This window comes from Streptomyces sp. NPDC006385 (assembly GCF_040612485.1).
GTDB lineage: Bacteria > Actinomycetota > Actinomycetes > Streptomycetales > Streptomycetaceae > Streptomyces.
On the sequence record NZ_JBEXQG010000026.1, the window covers coordinates 36,297 to 54,063 of the forward strand.

Consider the following 17,767-nt stretch of genomic DNA (forward strand, 5'->3'; position numbering starts at 1 on the left):
GTGAGGAGTCTGCCATACGGCAGAATCCGTTCTGCACCCGGCCCCGCGCCAGCCTGCCGATTCCGGGAACCGAGTGCGTCATTCACTCGTCTACGAAAGCACTTAGCTCCTTTAGAGACTCTGGAGAGGGGTGTCATGCGACAGCGCCTGACAGCACGGCTGAGCCGCCGGACCGTACAGCCGCTCGCGCTCGCCTCCGCCGCTGCCGTCGTCCTCGCCGCGTGCAGCGCCGGCGGCAAGGCGGACAGCAGCTCGGACTTGGCGGCCGACGGCGGGAAGAACGGCGGCCCGGCTGCGATAGTCGTGGAGCCGGGCGCCGAGAGCCAGAAGGTGCCGGTCAGCCGGAAGGTGACGGTGCGCGCCCAGGGCGGGTCCCTGTCGTCCGTCGAGGTCATCTCCCCCGGCCCGGGCAAGCTCTCGGGCACCTGGTCCAAGGACAAGTCCGTATGGACCTCGAGCACGCCGCTCGCCCCGGGCGCGACCTACACGGTGAACGCCAAGGGCAAGGCGTCCGACGGGTCGGCCCTCACCGATACCGCCTCCTTCACTACGGAGGCGGCCGAGAACACCTTCGTCGGCACCTACAACCCCGACAAGGGCGCGAAGGTCGGTGTCGCCATGCCGGTGTCGATCACGTTCAACAAGCCGATCCACGACAAGGCGGCGGTCGAGCGGAAGCTCAAGGTCACGTCCTCCCCGGCGGTCGAGGGTGCCTGGAGCTGGATGAAGGACCGCGACGGCAAGGACCGCGTCGACTACCGCCCCAAGGAGTTCTGGAAGCCGGGCACCAAGGTCACCCTGCGCATGGACCTGGCCGGCGTCGATGCGGGCAACGCCGTGTACGGCACTCAGCAGCGCGTCGTGAATTTCACCATCGGCGATGCCGTGACCAGCACCGTGGACGTCGTGAAGAAGACGATGACGGTGGCGAAAAACGGCAAGACGCTGCGCACGCTGAAGGTCTCCACCGGCAAGAAGGACTTCGAGACCTGGAACGGCACGATGGTCGTGCTGAGCAAGGTCCCCAGCATCCGCATGAACTCCGCCACGGTCGGCATCTTCGGCCCCGAGGCGTACGACATGGAGTCGGTGAAGTGGGACGTCCAGCTCACCCCCTCGGGGACGTACGCCCACGCGGCACCCTGGAACGAGGGCAAGTTCGGCCGCGTCAACGCCAGCCACGGCTGCATCGGCATGAGCACGGCGGACGCCAAGTGGTTCTACGACCAGGTCCACCTCGGCGACCCCGTCACCGTCGTCAACTCCACGGACACCGTGGCGGTCAACAACGGCTACGGAGCCTGGAACGTCGACTGGGAGACCTGGAAGAAGGGCAGCGCCCTCGACTGACCCACAGGGTTCCCTTATACCCCCTAGGGGTATACGCTCACCGCATAGCCATCACTCACCCCGAAGGCAGACGGAGAGCATGAACCGGCTCATCACCGCGGCGGCAGGCGGGCTGCTGGCACTGTTCGCCATGTACTGGGACGACTCCCTGCACACCGACGTGGGCCGGGACACCTTCTGGAGCCCACCGCACGCGCTGCTCTACGGCTCCCTCATGGTGACTCTCGCCGCCACCGCGTGGTGGGGGATCGAGAGGTCCCGTGGCCAGGACCTTCGTACGACGATGGCGGACCCACTGCTGCGATGGGCGGTCGTGTCCGCCGGAGCCATCGGCATCTCGGCTCCGGCGGACGAGGCCTGGCACGTCGCGTTCGGCCGGGATGCGGTGCTGTGGAGCCCGCCGCACCTGCTCGCCATCGTGGCCACGTTCGCCCTGGCCGTCACCCTCCTGCGGGCCATTGCCGCCGAGGGCGGCGGCGGGTCGCTGGTGCTCGGCAGCGGACTCGTGCTCGCCGCCTCGCTGGCGCCGGTCATGGAGTACGAATCCGACGTACCGCAGTACTCGCCCGTCTGGTTCCTGCCCGCCGCCGCCACCGGGATCACCCTGGCGATCGTGCTGATCCGGCGGTTCGACCCGCACCCATGGGCCGTCACACGCGCGGCCCTGGTCGCCACCGCCGTGCGGCTGGCGGTGATTCCGGTCCTCGCCGGTCTCGGGCACTCCACTCCGATCGTGCCGCCCGTGCTCGTCGTAGCCCTCGCGGCCGATGTGGTCCGGGGGTGGCGGACGTCTCCGTGGGGGCTGGCGCCGGTCGTTCCCCTCGCCGTACACGCGGCGTACGTGCCGCTGCTTCCCGTCCTGCCGCACGGCACGACCCTCGCGGCCGACCGGATCGTGCCATCCCTGCTGGTCTCGCTCGGCGGCTCGGCACTGGTCGTGCTCCTTGCCGAGGGACTGCCGCGCACCGGGCTCCCGTTCATCCGGACGGCCGGGCTCGCGGTCGCCGCGCTGACGTTGGCGCTGCCCCTGCTGTCGACCGGGCGAGCGGTCGCGCACGACCCGGGCCAGGGAACCGAGGCCGGCGAGGCCCGCTGGCGGGCGATGGTGCGCGGCTCCCGCATCGACGTCACCGTGGCTCCGGAGCCGGGCACAACGAGTGGCGCCACCCTCGTCGCACGACGTGCCGGGGAGGAACTGTCCGCACCCCTTCAATCGTCCGGCAGCGGCGTCTACCGCGGGAGCATCGTGGTGCCGGATTCCGGTCGCTGGTTCGTCTACGCCGCCTTCCCCGACACCGGGACGCGGTCGACGGAGACCTGGATACCGGTCGAGGCCGGATCCTCACAGGTTCTGCAGGAGACTCGGCCGCTCTACCTCCCTCCCGCCCCGCAGAAGGACGGCGCGGGCAGGATGACCGCCGCCGTCGCGCTGTACGGGCTGTCGGGGGTCATCCTGGTCGCCGTCGCCCGCTCCGGCCGCGGCCGCACACAGCTGCCCCAGGCATGAGCGTGCCACTCCCCACGGCGGGACGATCATGGCCCGGCTGTCGGAGTGCTGGTCCGGCACGGCGGCGGGGCGGTGGGCCGCGCGTGCCAGCCTGGGCGACCGGCCTCGGTGAGGGCGTCGCTTGAACGGCACGAGGTCCACGTCCTGTGGGCGGCGGAGGACCGGCAGGTCATGCGCGGCTTCGGGAGATGTGCACGCCGACTCAACGGCTCGTCAGCCGACGCCTCATCACGGGGCGTCGGCCAGCGCCCTCTCCACCCCCGGTTCCTTCGGTCCGAGGAACTGGGGGTCGGGCTCGACCATCACGTCCAGGGCCGCCTTGCTCGCGGCGAACAGTTCGCGGGTGGCGCCGTAGTACCAGACGGCATCGTGGTGGTCGGCCGCGCTGACGCCGTACGAGTCGACGCCCGCCTCCTGGCACAGGGCGACCGCCCGGCGGATGTGGAAGCCCTGGCTGACCAGGATCGCCCGGTCGACGCCGAAGATCTTCTTGGCCCGCACGCAGGAGTCCCAGGTGTCGAAGCCGGCGTAGTCACTGACGATGCGGTCGGCGGGCACCCCGCGATGGGTGAGGTAGTGCCGCATGCTGTGCGGTTCGTTGTAGTGGTGACTGCTGTTGTCTCCGGTGACCAGGACTGCCTTGACGCGACCCTCGCGGTACAGCTCGGCCGCCGCGTCGAGGCGGTTGGCGAGGAAGATCGACGGCTCGCCGTTCCACAGCAGGCCCGCGCCGAAGACCACGGCGACATCGGTGCGGGGGACGTCGGCCGTCGTCCGCAGCCGGTCGTCCGCTGTCGTGAACACCCACGTCACGGGTAGCAGTGCCAGCACGCACAGCAGCATCAGAGCCTGCACGGCCCGTCGCTGGACCGCGCGTGTGCGCGGGAGGCGCGGCCTGAGAACAGCGCGCAGGTGCGGGCGCGATAGACGCATGACGGTAATCCCCCTGGTTCGTCGGCCACCGTTTTCCTCAGCGGCGCGGCTTGTGCGTCTCGGCGGTCTGCGGCGACTCGACACCCGCCGCTGCTGGGGCAAACGACAGACGTCGCACATGGTCTCCGCTCGCCCTCACAGCGTGACCAACCTCACCCAACACGCTGAATGCCGCAGGTCACTGCAGTGACACTCCATCAGACTCAGTGGCGGGGCGGCCTGGTCGGCCGCCCATCTCGAAATGGTTACGTAGTAGGTTAGTATTCGCTTGGTCCGGGATCAGGCGGCCTCACCGCAGGCGCAGGCACCGCCCGCCCCTCGGCTGCCCTGGTGAAAGAGAAGGTGCTGGTGGACTACGGTCGTGCTTCGGGGGCCTGGCCCTCGGCAGTGGTCCCCGACGTACCGCACTCGTCAGGGCCGGAGAGCTCCCAGTGGGCAATGCCGCTTCGAGTCGACGGCCACGCGGATCACGGCTTCGCGCAGCCGTACGCCGGATATGCCGAGCCGGATCCACTCTTCGGTGGGGCGCCTGGCACACAGGGCGAACCTGTCGTCCATGATCACGCCTGGCCCGCACCCCATTCTGGCCATGACGCGGCTCTTCCGTGGGAGCACCCCGGCTATCCGACCGAGCTGAGCGAGCCATGGCACGGGGACCAGTGGGCGGCCTCCGCCGGCCAGGACTCTTCGGCTCCCGACGCAGACATATCAGGCCCCGCCATATCCGGCCCAGCGCCTTCCGGCGACGAGGTAATCGCGTCGCCGCCCGTACCCGAAGCGCCCGAAGGAGACTGCGCAACCAGCGGCCCCACTGGCCGGAGAGCGTCGCGCCGCGCCAGTGGGCGAGGTCGCCGGGCGCCCCGTCGGGGATCCGCGTTCCTGACCGTCGTCGCCCCCTCGGCCGCGTTCCTGGGTATGGCCGGGATCGCAGCCGCCTCCGTCGGTTTCAGCGGCGGCAAGGAGCCCCAGGCCGCCCCCGGCCCGAGCGTCGAACCTGCCGCGGCCAACAGCGAGTTCGACACCCAGCTCACCACACTGAGCCGGGAAGCCGATGACTTCGCCGATCGGGCGACCCGCACCCAGGAGCGCGTCGACCTTCAACAGCAGCGGCGGGAGGAACAGAGGCGCAGAGCCGCGGAAGCGGCCCGCAAGAAGGCGGAGGCCGCACGCAGGGAGGCAATGCGCCCGAAGTTCGTACTCCCCGTCACGCAGAAAGGAGTCGGCGAACTGTTCGGAGCCGTCGGCTCCATGTGGTCGAGCCGGCATACCGGGCTCGACTTCCCTGTGCCCATGAACACACCCGTGATGGCGGTGACCGACGGCACGGTCGTCGCCAAGTGGAATTCCTCCTACGGGAACATCGTCGAGGTGACAGCCCCCGACGGCACACAGACCTGGTACGCGCACCTCGCCAGTGCCCGGATCCGCTCCGGGTACGTCAAGGCGGGGACCGTGATCGGCTACGCCGGCAGCTCCGGCAACTCGTCGGGCCCTCACCTCCACCTGGAAGTCCACCCGGGCGGTGGCCCCGCGATCGATCCGCTGGCGTGGCTGCGCAGCCATGGCCTCGACCCGACGTAAGCAACGACGGAGCCGGTGTCGGCGCACCGACGGATCTGACGCCAGAATCCGGGCCATGCCGGGCAAGCAGGCCGGTGACCACTGAACCAGAATCCGTGCCGGTAGGCGCGCTTACCTACTCCAGCCGTACCGGCGCAAGCGCGAGGCAGATCGGAGCGAAGCCGGACCGCGCCCAGGCCAGGCCAACCCAGACAGCCCCCCCCCGGCCAGACACAGGCCTGGAGCCGCCCCGATGTCGCTCACCTCGGCCGCGTTAAGGCACATGGAGCCGGCCGAGGCCGACAACCGCCACGAGGACGGCGAACGGACCCTCCGGGCGTGGAGGGGTCTCGTCGAGATGCAGGCATCTGGCCGCAGCGTCGGCTGTGGAGTGCGTCCGTGGCGCGTTGGACCAGCCGAGCACCGAGCCGCGCCTGGGGCCCGTCCACCAGGGCCGGGGCTTGCTGCAAGTATGTTGCATATAATCACGAAACGCATTAGTAGCCGCAGCGGAGCCGACCCGGAGGGATGCCCCCATGACCACGCAGACCGCCCCCACTACCCGGCGGCGCCTCCGGTTCGACGACAGTGAGATACGGCGCCTTGCGGCGATGTACGGGTTCATCGCGGTACTCCACATCGCGGGCTTCGGTCTCTTCGCGTACTACAACGCGCGCTACAGCGGACTCGCCGACAGCCAGGGCCAGCTGCTGTACGCCGGAGCGGCCGGGATCGCCTACACCCTGGGCATGCGGCACGCCTTCGACGCGGACCACATCTCGGCCATCGACGACACAACCCGCTACCTGCTGCAGAAGGGCAAGGGCCCGCTCGGCGTCGGTCTGGCCTTCTCACTCGGGCACTCCACCGTGGTCTTCGGCCTCTCCATCGGCATCGCCTTCGCCGCCCAGGCCGCGAACCGCTTCCAGGCGGGCTTCGCCGACATCGGCGGCATCATCGGCACACTGGTCTCGGGCTTGTTCCTCTACGCCATCGCCGCCCTGAACTTCGCCGTACTGCGCGGCATCATCAGGGCCTGGCGCGAGGCCAAGGCGAGCCGCCACCAGCCCGAGGAACTGGAGCGGCTGCTGGCAGACCGCGGGCTGATGAACCGCGTCTTCAAGGGCCGCTACAACAGGTTCATCAACCACAGCTGGCAGCTCTACTTCGTGGGCCTGCTCTTCGGCCTCGGCTTCGACACCGCCACCCAGGTCGGCGCCCTCGGTCTCGCGGCGGGCTCCGCCGCGGACGGCACCCTGCCACCCCTCGCCATCATCGCGCTGCCGCTGATCTTCGCGGCCGGCATGAGCCTGATGGACACGACGGACGGGGTGTTCATGGCCAAGGCGTACGAATGGTCGTTCACCAACCCGGTCCGCAAGATCTACTACAACCTCACCATGACCGGCCTGTCGATCTTCGTGGCCTTCGTGGTCGGCACCGTGGAACTGGTCGTCCTGCTCGCCGAACAACTCGGCGCGGCCGACCGCGCACCCTGGTCGTGGCTCGCCGCCATCGACTTCAACACGATCGGCATCGTCATCGTGGTCACCTTCCTGGCGACCTGGATCGGCGCCGTCGCACTGTGGAAGGTGCGCCGCTACGACGAGCGGTACCCCGCGCGCACCGAGGCCGATCCCGACCCGACCTCCGCGTGAGCCCGCTCTTGTTCCCGGCGGAGTGCACCGGGCTGGCGCGGGGCTTGGGCCGGGAGCGCCCCTCCCTCATCCCGACTTATGTCCCGCATGGTGACGAGTGCCGCCCATAGCTCGGCGATCGTCGTCGCCGTCCAACCCGCAGAACAGCCGTAGCAGTGTCGTGCCGGTGCGGTCGCCTGGCGCGTCCGTGGCCCAGGTTGTTCGATGAGCGGCGCGGTGCACTCCCCCAGGCTCTTGAATCGCCATGCAGCGCATGCCCAGCCGCCCGGTGGCACGCCACAGCCAGTCCATACGCGGCCAATGCGGCGCCCGGTCCTGCAGCACCGGTCACCTTCACAAGCTATAATCTAAGTCACTTAGTAGAATTCGGTGGCCGGCTCCGGGCGGGTGGCGGCGCACAAAGGCCGCGAAGGGGAAGACACGCGGGCCACCTGAGGCGGCCTTTCGGCCCCGCGCCACTGCGTCTGCCCGCTGACGAAAGCAGCACGTTCAATTCCATCCGCATCGTCCTGCAAGGCGAGTCATCGACGACGGCCGACCGGCGCCGGTTGACGGTGATCGAGAGGGATGCCGCGGCACGGCGGCCGGGCACCGAGCGCGGCGGTTTCGCCGGGACGGTGCGACGCCGGCCGTCGCTTCGGTCGCAGCGGGCGACGATTCGCAGCCGCAGCACATCGCAGGACAAGCGGCACCGGGGGGTACCCGGCCACAAAAGCAGGGCGTCCCCGCTGCTGAGGCAGGGATCACCTGGCCTCTGACCAGGCCACCTGACCGCTCCCGAAACGCCGGACGTGAAACGAGAGGGTGAGGGCGCATGTCGAATCCGCCAGCAGGATGCGACGAAATCCGCGAGTGGCTCGGGGCGTACGTGCTCGAGGCCCTCGAGCCGGGGGAAGACGCGCCTATCGAGATCCACCTCGCACGCTGTGCCGCGTGCCGCTCCGAGCGCGACGACCTCGCCGACGTGGTGCGGCTGCTCCACGAGGCACTGCCCCTGCCGACCGAGGCCAGGATGCGCGGCCCGTACAGCCGCTCTCCACAGACCAGGGGCTTCACCGGAGCAGTACCGCCGTGGACGGCATGACGACCACCCTCGGACCTCTCACGAACGCTGTGGGCCGACCGGCGCCCACCCATCAACTAACTGACTTAGTTCGCTAGAAGATAGGATGAGTTCCGATCAGACGGGCAACCGGCCCAGCGGCGAGTCCGAACGACATCACCGTCATGGGACACCTGCCGGAGAACAGGAGCTCTCGTGCCCATCGCCCAAGCGGCCGACCCGCGCCCGCACCATGCCATTGGCCGTTCCGGCGGCCCCGGCAGCACCACGCCTCAGCCGGGCCGCGGGAGGCGGGCAGCTCCACGACCGGCGGGAGGTGCCGCACCCGAACCCAAGCCGGGCCGAGGCACAGCCCGTCGCATGCTCATGAAGCGTTCGCAGCGCGATGGTCGTGGTGTGTCCGGAACCCGGGATTCGTCGGTGAGATCCTCGACGCCGACACGGAGACTGCGGGTGCGGGATGCGGCGCGGAGCAGGCCCGCCGCCGTCCGGCATTCCGGTGATCCCGGCCATGACGTACGACTCCACCCGCCCGGCTCTTCCCCCTCCCACCCGACGACATGACCCGCCGTCTCGGCGCATCCGAGCCTCGCGGCCGGCGAGGGGGCGGGACAGCGACTCCGGAGCCTGACCGGCGGCGGATCTTACGGAACCACCACAAGCGTCTTCACCTCATCGCCCGGCATGCGCACCGCTGGGCGCCAGCCCCCCGGCACCTGCGACCGTCACAGACGAGGAGAACCATCCGTGCTCCGCTCATCCCTTCTCGGCCCGCCCGCCGACCCCACCGACCCCGCCGACACCGCAGACCCCCGGTCATCGGCTCGTCGCCGAATAGGCCGTGTCGCGCTCGTCGCGGGGGCGGCAGCGGGTGTCGGCTTCGGCGGGCTGTATCTGGCCGGGCTGCTGGCTTCCAGTGACGAGGTACCCGAGGGCACCCGGGTGAGCGGTGTGGACATCGGAGAGATGAGCCGCTCGCAGGCCCAAAAGAAGCTGGACACCGACCTGGGGGGCGCCTGGTCGGAGCCGGTGCAGGTACGCATCGGCGACAGCGCTGCCGCCATCGACGCGAGCGGATTCTCGCTGGACAGTGAGGAGACCGTCGCCCGCGCCGCGCAGGCGGGGTCCGACCCGATCACCGTGATCGGTCGCCTGTTCACCAGCGGTGACCGCGTGGTCGAACCGGTGATCCGCGTGGACGAGGCGAAGGTACGCGCCGCACTGGCCAAGACGGCGAGAGCGCACGACCGGAAGGTCCGGGAAGGCGCCGTCACCTTCCACGCGGGAGAGCCGACAACCGTGAAGCCCGTATCCGGACAATCCCTGGACGTGGACGAAGCAGTCAGGGCACTGGCTTCGGTGATCCCCGGCCAGGGCACGGAGCCGGTCCATCTGCCGGTCCGCACGACCGAACCCAAGATCGGCACAGCGGAGGTGAACCGTGCGATGAAGGAGTTCGCCGCCCCCGCGATGTCGGCGCCCGTCACGCTGACCGTGGGGAGTCGGAAGATCGAGATCAGCCCGGCGACGCTGAGCAAGCACCTCACCATGAAACCGGACGAGGCAAATAGGCTGAAGCCGGTGCTCGACGGCAAGGGGCTCCTGGCCGATCCGGCGGTGGCAAGTCCCCTCGCACAGGTCACCGACAAGGCGGTCAACGCGAAGCTGCGCCTGGACGACGGGCGCGTGGTGGTGGCCTCGGACGGCAAGGCCGGGCAGGAGGTCACGGCCAAGGCGCTGCAGAAGGCCGTGCTGCCGCTGCTGACCGAGACCGGGGCGGCCCGCACCGGGTCGGTGACCACCGAGAAGGTGCAGCCCAAACTGACCCGCGACGACATCGGCCGCTTGGGCATCAAGGAGCAGATGTCGACCTTCACGGTCAACTTCGAGCCCGCTCCCTACCGCGTCAAGAACATCGGCCGCGCCGCGGAACTGATCAACGGCTCCGTCGTGCTGCCAGGCGAGACCTGGAGCTTCAACCGCACCGTTGGCGAGCGGACCGAGGCCAACGGGTTCGTCGAAGGCATCATCATCAACAACAACCAGTTCGAGAAGGCGGCAGGCGGCGGCGTCTCCGCCGTCGCCACAACGACCTTCAACGCCCTCTTCTTCGCAGGAGTGAAGCCGGTGGAGTACGGAGCCCACTCCTTTTACATCGAGCGCTATCCGGAGGGTCGCGAGGCTACGGTGGCCTGGGGAAGCCTCGACCTGAAGTTCAAAAACGACTCCGGCAACGCCATCTACATCGACGCGCGCGCCACGGACAGCTCCATCACGGTCACCTTCCTCGGCACCAAGAAGTACGACGAGATCGAATCGGTCAAGGGCCCGCGCACCAACGTCAAAAAGCCCGCAACCCGCGAGGGCTCCGGCGACAAGTGCGTGCCACAGACCCCGCTCGAAGGCTTCGACGTCGCGGTCGACCGGGTTTTCAAGAACGACGGCAAGGAAGTCAAGCGGGAGACCTTCAAGACGCGGTACGTGCCGCGCGACAAGGTCACCTGCGAAGGAGAGACTGCCGGTTGACGGACACGGGGCCCGGAGGCGCGTGTCGAATGCAGAGGGAACAGGGTTGGATGAGCGGGTGACCTCACCCACGACTGGCTGTGCCGCGAACACTCGCCTCCTGGTCCGGTCGCGGGCTTCGGTCAGCCACTGCTTCCTGGTGAAACTCATGACATGGCCATCGCCCGTAGACGCGGGAGGCAGAGGAGGACGGGCGGTGCTCGTAGTCGCGGACCAGGCGCCGGTTCGTTCTCACGGACCTGGCAGCGCAGGAGCTCGTGGATGACCTGGTCAGTACCGTCGTCCCGTGAGGCGGCGCTGTAGCGGTAGGAGCGTCCGTCCTGGCCCGGGTCAGCCGGCCCCTCTCCCGCAGCCGCTCCGTAACGGTCATCACCGTAGTGACGGGCAGTGAGCGCTGTTCGGCGAGCACGTTCGTCAGGGAGCGAACGGCGAGGGGTTCTTCGCTCTGCCACACCACGCGCATGATCTCAGCTTCGAGCTCACCAAGTGGTCGTATCCCGGCTCTCTCCCGGGTGTTGGCGTCGTCTGTCTCGCGGACACCAGTCCGCCAAGCGGGGCCGGGGTCGAGAGCTCCGCCCCTCGAGAGAACAACTGATCTACTAAGTTTTTAAGCAATGTAGTAGTTTCTTTTGTGTGGACGCCGATACGCGCTCAGCCGCATACCCGAGCCCTGCCCTGTCCGTCCCGCACCGGTCCCCTCAAGGGCCTTCGGTCGGGGAGAGCAGAGCCGACGACCAGCGCGCGGACAGCGGCTTCCGGATCCGGTTCATGGACCCGGACGACCTCCCGTTCGTGGTAGCCGAGCACCTGAGACACTTTCCGGACGGCTTCTTCGCGCGCCTCGGGCCGAAGTTCCTGGCCGCGTACAACCGGACCTACCTCACCGGCCCGGATGCGCGTGCTTACATCGCGGAGATGGGCGGACAGCCGGTGGGTTTCCTCATCGGCGGGATCGACCCGGCGGCGCACCGCCGCCATGTGCTGCGCGAGTCTGGGCGCAGTCTGCTGCTGCGCGCCCTGGGCAGCCTGTGTCTGCGGCCGCGCCTAGCGCTGTACTTCGTACGTACCCGGCTGGTGCGCTACGGCCGCAAGCTGATACCCAACCGGACGGCCGTGCAGGTTCCCGCCGCCGGTCCCGTCGGCATCACCGCTGTCCTGGATTACGTCGTCGTGGCCGAGCACGCCCGCTGCCGTGGCATAGGGGCCAGGTTGATCGCGCGCTTCGTGAAGGACGCGACCGATGCGGGCTGCGCGCGTGTCACCCTCGTCACCGCCGCCGAGGGCGGGGCGGGACCGTACTACGAGCGGCACGGCTGGCTGCCTCAGGGAGAAATTCGCACGCCCGAGGGCCGCCGCCTCCTCACGTACGACTTCGCGCTGCACCAGGGACTGACACCGGAGCGCCACTGAGGCGCCGGCCCCGTCCGCCTCACCTAGGACCGACCAGACCAACCTCGCACCGCGGAGCACCTCCGTGCTCGGCACAGCTGCCCCGGAAGCACTCCAGGAGTCCCTGCTTGACCAGCGACGCACCAGAGGCGGAGCACACGCGCACCGCTGCCCGCCCCCACCACCCGTACCGCCACACGCCGTCATCCGCCCGCACGCGGCGCCTCAAACTCACCCTCGCAGGAGTGGCACTGCTCTCCACGACGGCGCTTCTGGTCAGCGGCTGCTCATCCTCATCTGCGTCCAAGGAGGCACCGTCCACGCCGCCGGGTACCGACAGCTATGAGACGGCCTCGGCGCGGCCCTCACGGACGCCCAGCCTGATCCCAGCCCCGTCCCCCGCACCGTCCCTGGACGCCGTCGTCACGTCGATCACGGACGCCCAGTGGTCCCGCATGGTCAAAGCAGGACTGTGGCGCAAGGGCTGTCCTGACGTCCGCGACCAGCTGCGCCGGGTGGAGATGAACTACCTTGGCTTCGACGGCGAAGTGCACCGCGGCGTCCTCGTGGTCAACGCCGATGTGACGGCCAGCGTCGTCCGCATCTTCACGCGGCTGTTCGAGGAAGGCTTTCCCATCCGCCGTATGGAGCCGATGGAGGTCTACGATGGAGACCTCAACGCCAGCCTGGCCGCCGACAACACCTCCGCGTTCAACTGCCGGCGCCCCGACCAGATCAACGCCCCGTTCAGAGAGTCCCCGCACGCCAACGGCCGCGCGATCGACATCAACCCGCTCGAGAACCCGTGGATCAACCTGCGGACCAAGAAGTGGTCGCCGAGCGCCGAGTACGCCGAGCGCACCGAGGGGAAGGGCAAGATCCTCAAGGGCGGCCTGGTCTGGCGTGCGTTCACGGAGGAGGGCTGGGTCTGGCAGGACATCAAGGTCCCCGACTACATGCACTTCGACACCGGATACCCGTCCAAGCCCTTCAAGGGGCCCAAAGCGAGTCCGTCCACTGCCAGCCCGTCGGCTGTGGGTCGGTCGACCTCGGCGGGGTGAGCGCGGAAGACGGTCCAGCGAAGGCACACTCATGACGCGCTGTCCCGACCGATCGCCCACGCACCGCCGTCTTCTCGTCCTCGCCGGTGCTTGTGCCGGAGCCGGGCTTCCCAACGCGTGCGGCGGCATGGGTGGCATGACTTGAGTGACGGTACGTCCGGGACATTGTCCGCCTCCACGAGCGAGGGCGGTACGGCCATGACGACGTCCGCTCCGGACGCGCTCAACGACGCGGACGTCGCCAGAGTATCCGCCGTACAGGAGGCAGGCTCAGGCACTGGACAAGTCCGGGTCAGCCGACGAGGGCGGCATGGGAGGCGCGCACGGATGCAGGCAGCCACACGACAACGGCCGCCTCGCTGTCCGAGCCAACCTGCAGAAACTCAGGGACCCCGAGGGGGCCGCCTTCGATCGTGCGTTTGTGAAGGTGATGATCGAGCATTGAAGCGGCGAGATAGACAATGAAGAACGGCCACGACGCAACCGTTAGGTACCATGCCGAGATGACGGCCCCGTGCAAGATTTATACCCTCACGAGGCTGCTGGCTGACTGACTGGCCGGGGTGGCACTGCCCGGCCACAACCGAACTCGTCCGTCTGCGCAGCGCCGCTCCACCGAGCCGAAGAGCACGCACAGTGGCTCCGAGGCCACGTGGCCGCGCAAGGAGAACGGCCGGCATCACGAAACGAAGGCCGACGGCCACGCAGCGGAACCGCCAGGCGGCCTGGAGACCCGCACGGCAAGGATCTTCTACCGATTTCCGCCTGCTGACCGTCTACCGCCACCTGCACCACGCCCAGTCGCGGACGGCACCTGGTCGACGCCCGTCACCCTGCCCAAGGCCGACGGTTACCGCGTATTCGCCGGCTATCAGGTTGCCCTGCGCTCCGGTGACCCTCGCCTACCCGCACGTGCACCTGAACCGCGAGCCCGGCGACGGCAACACCAAGTGTCCTTCACGACGATGGCACCCAGCGCCGGTGCGTACCGCCTGTTCCTGGTCTTCCACCAGGAGGGCAATGCCTTCACGGTGCATGCTGACGGCGCGGGACGAGGTCGAGAAGCTCGCCTCGGGGGTCGTCAACACCTTCCACGAGGTGGGCGGCTTGATCGGCGTGGCCCTCGTCTCCAGCGTCGCAGCCTCCGGCTTCGAGCGAGACTCGGTGGACGGGTTCGGCGACGCGTTCACGGTGTGTGCTGTGGCGGCCGCCGCCGCAGCCGTGCTGGCCCTGGGCCTCGTACCGCGAGGCAGACCACAGTCGACCGGCGGCCCGCACGTGCACTGACCAGGGCTGGTCACCGGCCAAGAGCAACCGGCCCCGAACGGTCCTCCGTGTGCCCGGAGCCACCACCGCCCAACCGCAGCTCCCGGCCATCGGCCTCTGGCTCAATGGGCATGCCCGCCCTCGGCGGGGCAGAAGTCTCCCTCGCCTGCGTCACTTCTCAGCGGGCGGCACGGGCGGTGCCGCCGCACGCGCAGGACTTCCAAGCCGGAGCCGCTGAGGAATCCGTAAGGTGGGAGGCCGCGACCTGGAGGAGTGCCGCCGCCGTGAGCCTGACGACGGGGTGACCGACAGCCCGGCGCAGCAGTTCCGCTCGCCGCGTCACTGGGGCTCTCCGCCGACGAGCTCGTAACCGGCCTCGTCGACCGCGGCGGCTACGGCCGCGCGATCCAGCGGCTGCTCGCTGGTCACCATGACCTTGCCCGACGGCAGATCCACCTGGACGTCCTCGACCCCTGGGAGGCCCTTGAGTTCGGAGCTGACGGCCTGAACGCAGTGAGCGCACGTCATGCCCTTGACGACATACCCCTGAACCATGCGCTGCTCCTTTCCCAAGAGGGAGGCATCATCATACCCCTAGGGGGTAACTGGATCTCTGGACAGGATTTCCCGATGGGTCGGGCCCGCCTCCAGGTCCCGAACCAGCCGGTCGCGCACCATAAGCGGTAGGACGCCGAGAAGGGAGGTCGGGCGGGATGGACGCATGGCAGCCAATGCTGGTCCTCCTCGGTGTGGTCGGGGCCGGTCTGGTCGGCCTGTACGGGCTGGGCCTGTGGCTGGCGGCAGCGCGGGCTCCCCTCGAAACCGGCCCCTTCGCCGGAGGTCTCGAGCCGGGCGAGCACGCCGTGTCCCGGTTCCACGTGCGCTGGTACCCGGTCACCATGATCTTTCTGGCCTTCGACATGGAGATGCTCTTCATGTACCCGTGGGTGAAGGTCGTCTCGGAGGTGGGCACCACGGCCGTCGTGGAGATGTTCCTCTTCCTCGGCATCCTGTTCGCGGCGGTGGCGTACGCCTGGCGTGAGGGGGCGCTGCGGTGGACCTGAGGGGCCTGGTGCGGCGTACGGCGATGAACCGCCCGGCCGTGCTCGCGGTCACGCTGCCCGGAGCGACGGAACTGCGGCTGGAGGCCGAGGCGGAGGTGCGCCGGCGGGGGTGGCCCGTAGCCGGCGCTCCAGCCGCCGCAGATCTGCTGGTCGTCTGCGGCGTTCCGGCGCCGGAGGACGCGGAGTGGCTGGACCGCATCGAGCGGTCGATGCCGGAGCCCGCAGTGCGCGTCGTGGTGGAGGATAGCGGGCAGGTCGACCACGCCCTCGGCATGGCGTCCAGGGACCTGACCGACAGAGCGGTGACGCCGCGCGGCGGACATATGGACGACCGGTCGGAGGCCCCGGTGGGCGAGCCTGGTGATAACCAACGCGGCGAGCACGAGGGACACGGAGACGAGCACGGCCACGGCGCGCACCACGACAACTCGCCGCCCGCAGCCCCCGAAGGTCGAGGTCATGACGACCACGGCATGGGCCACAGCCATGGTGGCCATGCCGCTCACTCCGGCCACGAGGGGCATGGGCACCACCGACCCGCTGACCATGCGGCGCACATGGGCCATATGGATCACCAAGGGCATGGTGACCATCTGGACCACCAAGGGCATGGCGGCCCTATGGATCACATGGGTCATGGCATACACGCCATGGGCGAGGTGGCAGGCCTGCCGATGGCCGAGCGGGCGGACGACCGGGACGAGTTGCGGCTCGACCAGCTGCATGTGCCGCTCGGTCCCGGGCTGAGCGACTGGCCGGCGGGTCTCGTTCTCCGTCTCACCCTGCAAGGAGACGTCGTACAGGGCGTCGAGGTGGACCACCTCCCCGTCGCGTCCGGCCCTCGACCGCCGTTCTGGGACGAGCCGTGGCTGCGGGCCGCACACGGCGAGGAGGTCACCAGGGGAGAGGCGGTGCGCCGACGCTGCGCTGCGCATCTGGACAGTGCGGGACGGCTCCTTGCTCTGGTCGGCTGGGACGACGTGGCGGTGCGGTGCCGTCGGCTGCGGGATGAGCTGCTTGCGGGGGCGTGGCGCGAGGGGATCGGCGGTGATCTGCGCAGGACGGTGCGCAGAGTCGGACGGTCCAGGTCCCTGCGCTGGTCGATCGCCGGACTGGGGGAGTTGCCGGCGGACAGGGCGCGGGCTGCCGGAGTGACCGGACCGGCGCTCGCCGCGGACGGGGACGTGTACGACCGGCTGCTGATGTGGCTGACCGAGGTCGAGCGCGGCGTCGAAGAGGTCGATGACACACGGCCGTTGGCGCCGGATGACCGCATCGGCCCGCGGGGCCGGCTGGACGGACCACGGCCGCCGTCGCAAGTGTTGCTCGACGTCCTCCCCGGACTCCTGACCGGTGCGGAGTTCGCCTGCGCGCGGATCATCGTGGCCAGCCTGGATCCCGACCTCGACGAACTCGCCCTCGCGACCGTGCCCGGAGCGGCCCATGCCTGATGCAGCGCCCCTGTGGGCGGCCGTCGTCCTTCCGGTCGCCCTGGTCGTGGCTGCCGTGGTCACCGCGGGGTTCGACGCGGTGCTGTCCGGGTCGGCCGAGCGCGGACCGGCAGGGGGTGTCCGGGAGGCCGGGCTGCGGGCGACGGCTCCGTTGCGCGAGGCCCTGCGGCTGCTCGTTCAGCAGCCGCGCCGTACGACTGCCGCCGACCGGCTGCTCGGAAGGCTGGGCGTGGTGCTGGTCCCGGTGGCCGCCGTGCTCGCGGGTGCCGTACTGCCGTGGGGCTTTTGTGCCGTGAGCGATCCGTCCGTCGGCATCGTGTGGTTCAACGCGATGGAGGCCCTGGCCTGGGCGGCGGTATGGCTGGCGGGCTGGGGACCGAACTCGGCGCTGTCGCTGATCGGCGGGTACCGGTTCCTCGCCCAAGGGCTGGCGTACGAACTTCCGCACATGTTCGCGATCACCACTGCCGCTCTCGGCGCCGAGTCCCTGCGGGTCGGGGACGTGGTCGCGGCCCAGGACGGACTGTGGTTCGCGGTGTGGATGCCGGCCGCGTTCGTCGTCTATCTGCTGAGCGCGCTCGCGATGGCGTTCTGGGGGCCGTTCGGGCATCCGCTGTCGCGGGACGCGGCCGGTGGGGCCGAGGCCGAGCTGGCGGGTGTGGACCGTCTGGTGTTCCTGGGCGGGCGGTGGCTGCTGCTGGTGGTGACCGCCGGTTTCAGCGTGCCGCTGTTCCTCGGCGGAGGGCACGGACCGCTGCTGCCGGGCTGGGCGTGGACGTTGCTGAAGACCGCGGCGGTGCTGGCGCTGCTGGTGGCCGGGCGCCGGGCACTGCCCGTGCTGCGGATGGAGCGGTACATGGAGCTGGCGTGGATGGTGCTGGTGCCGCTGACGCTGCTTCAGGCGCTGTTCGTGGCCGTCGTCGTCCTGAACCGATGAGG

Annotated in this window: 14 protein-coding genes and 3 pseudogenes; 13 read left to right on the forward strand and 4 right to left on the reverse strand. The window is 69.4% G+C overall.

From position 1 onward, the window contains the following. The first annotated feature begins 135 nt into the window (after window positions 1-135). Both ABZ078_RS21025 and ABZ078_RS21030 read left to right on the forward strand, forming a co-directional pair. Window positions 136-1,350 (forward strand): Ig-like domain-containing protein, encoded by a 1,215-nt coding sequence (locus ABZ078_RS21025; protein WP_189906257.1) that lies wholly within the window; start codon window positions 136-138, stop codon window positions 1,348-1,350. A gap of 79 nt (window positions 1,351-1,429) precedes the next feature. Continuing rightward, the gene (locus tag ABZ078_RS21030) at window positions 1,430-2,857 is read left to right on the forward strand and encodes a hypothetical protein (RefSeq protein ID WP_189906255.1); all 1,428 of its coding nucleotides are present in this window, start codon (window positions 1,430-1,432) and stop codon (window positions 2,855-2,857) included. 228 nt (window positions 2,858-3,085) lie between these two features. On the opposite strand, the gene ABZ078_RS21035 is transcribed toward ABZ078_RS21030, so the two are convergent. Then, window positions 3,086-3,790 carry an ElyC/SanA/YdcF family protein gene (locus ABZ078_RS21035; RefSeq protein ID WP_189906253.1) on the reverse strand — a complete coding sequence of 235 codons (705 nt, stop codon included), beginning with the start codon at window positions 3,788-3,790 and terminating at the stop codon, window positions 3,086-3,088. Window positions 3,791-4,201: 411 nt separating this feature from the next. Next, on the reverse strand, window positions 4,202-4,348 hold the full coding sequence (locus ABZ078_RS21040; RefSeq protein WP_356577369.1) for a hypothetical protein: 147 nt from the start codon (window positions 4,346-4,348) through the stop codon (window positions 4,202-4,204). Window positions 4,349-4,624: 276 nt separating this feature from the next. On the opposite strand from ABZ078_RS21040, the pseudogene ABZ078_RS21045 reads away from it, so the two are divergent. The 4 genes and pseudogenes from ABZ078_RS21045 to ABZ078_RS21060 form a co-directional block, all read left to right on the forward strand. Beyond that, a pseudogene (locus tag ABZ078_RS21045) lies at window positions 4,625-5,371 on the forward strand (M23 family metallopeptidase); the annotation flags it as partial. A 515-nt stretch (window positions 5,372-5,886) separates the two neighbouring features. Beyond that, window positions 5,887-7,008 (forward strand): HoxN/HupN/NixA family nickel/cobalt transporter, encoded by a 1,122-nt coding sequence (locus tag ABZ078_RS21050; protein WP_356577326.1) that lies wholly within the window; start codon window positions 5,887-5,889, stop codon window positions 7,006-7,008. A gap of 814 nt (window positions 7,009-7,822) precedes the next feature. After that, window positions 7,823-8,092: a zf-HC2 domain-containing protein gene (locus ABZ078_RS21055; RefSeq protein WP_189906729.1), complete on the forward strand. Its 270-nt coding sequence runs from the start codon at window positions 7,823-7,825 to the stop codon at window positions 8,090-8,092. An 813-nt stretch (window positions 8,093-8,905) separates the two neighbouring features. Then, window positions 8,906-10,597 (forward strand): VanW family protein, encoded by a 1,692-nt coding sequence (locus tag ABZ078_RS21060; protein WP_189906744.1) that lies wholly within the window; start codon window positions 8,906-8,908, stop codon window positions 10,595-10,597. Between the two features lie 298 nt (window positions 10,598-10,895). On the opposite strand, the pseudogene ABZ078_RS21065 reads toward ABZ078_RS21060, so the two are convergent. Further along, window positions 10,896-11,060, reverse strand: a pseudogene (locus tag ABZ078_RS21065) (BlaI/MecI/CopY family transcriptional regulator); the annotation flags it as partial. A gap of 305 nt (window positions 11,061-11,365) precedes the next feature. On the opposite strand from ABZ078_RS21065, the gene ABZ078_RS21070 reads away from it, so the two are divergent. The 4 genes and pseudogenes from ABZ078_RS21070 (at window position 11,366) to ABZ078_RS21085 (ending at window position 14,334) form a co-directional block, all read left to right on the forward strand. Beyond that, entirely contained in the window at window positions 11,366-12,007 is a 642-nt protein-coding gene (locus ABZ078_RS21070; protein ID WP_189906725.1) for a GNAT family N-acetyltransferase, read from the forward strand. A 107-nt stretch (window positions 12,008-12,114) separates the two neighbouring features. Continuing rightward, a complete protein-coding gene (locus ABZ078_RS21075) occupies window positions 12,115-13,047 on the forward strand; it encodes a M15 family metallopeptidase (RefSeq protein ID WP_356577328.1) in 933 nt (310 codons plus the stop codon). 777 nt (window positions 13,048-13,824) lie between these two features. Next, window positions 13,825-14,093, forward strand: a pseudogene (locus ABZ078_RS21080) (hypothetical protein); the annotation flags it as partial. Continuing rightward, window positions 14,068-14,334 carry a hypothetical protein gene (locus tag ABZ078_RS21085; RefSeq protein WP_356577371.1) on the forward strand — a complete coding sequence of 89 codons (267 nt, stop codon included), beginning with the start codon at window positions 14,068-14,070 and terminating at the stop codon, window positions 14,332-14,334. The pseudogene ABZ078_RS21080 and the gene ABZ078_RS21085, both read left to right, overlap by 26 nt. Before the next feature lie 318 nt (window positions 14,335-14,652). Here ABZ078_RS21085 and ABZ078_RS21090 read toward each other — a convergent pair whose 3' ends face one another. Further along, window positions 14,653-14,868 (reverse strand): cation transporter, encoded by a 216-nt coding sequence (locus tag ABZ078_RS21090; RefSeq protein ID WP_189906723.1) that lies wholly within the window; start codon window positions 14,866-14,868, stop codon window positions 14,653-14,655. A gap of 158 nt (window positions 14,869-15,026) precedes the next feature. Here ABZ078_RS21090 and ABZ078_RS21095 point away from each other — a divergent pair, with 158 nt between their 5' ends. Genes ABZ078_RS21095 through ABZ078_RS21105 form a run of 3 tightly spaced genes read left to right on the forward strand, consistent with a single transcriptional unit; the run spans window position 15,027 to window position 17,765 of the window. Beyond that, the gene (locus tag ABZ078_RS21095; RefSeq protein ID WP_230529086.1) at window positions 15,027-15,377 is read left to right on the forward strand and encodes an NADH-quinone oxidoreductase subunit A; all 351 of its coding nucleotides are present in this window, start codon (window positions 15,027-15,029) and stop codon (window positions 15,375-15,377) included. After that, entirely contained in the window at window positions 15,368-16,828 is a 1,461-nt protein-coding gene (locus tag ABZ078_RS21100) for a hypothetical protein (protein ID WP_189906721.1), read from the forward strand. Before ABZ078_RS21095 ends, ABZ078_RS21100 begins: the two co-directional genes overlap by 10 nt. Beyond that, a complete protein-coding gene (locus ABZ078_RS21105; protein WP_189906719.1) occupies window positions 16,821-17,765 on the forward strand; it encodes an NADH-quinone oxidoreductase subunit H in 945 nt (314 codons plus the stop codon). The genes ABZ078_RS21100 and ABZ078_RS21105 overlap by 8 nt, the downstream gene beginning before the upstream one ends. Window positions 17,766-17,767 lie beyond the last annotated feature (2 nt).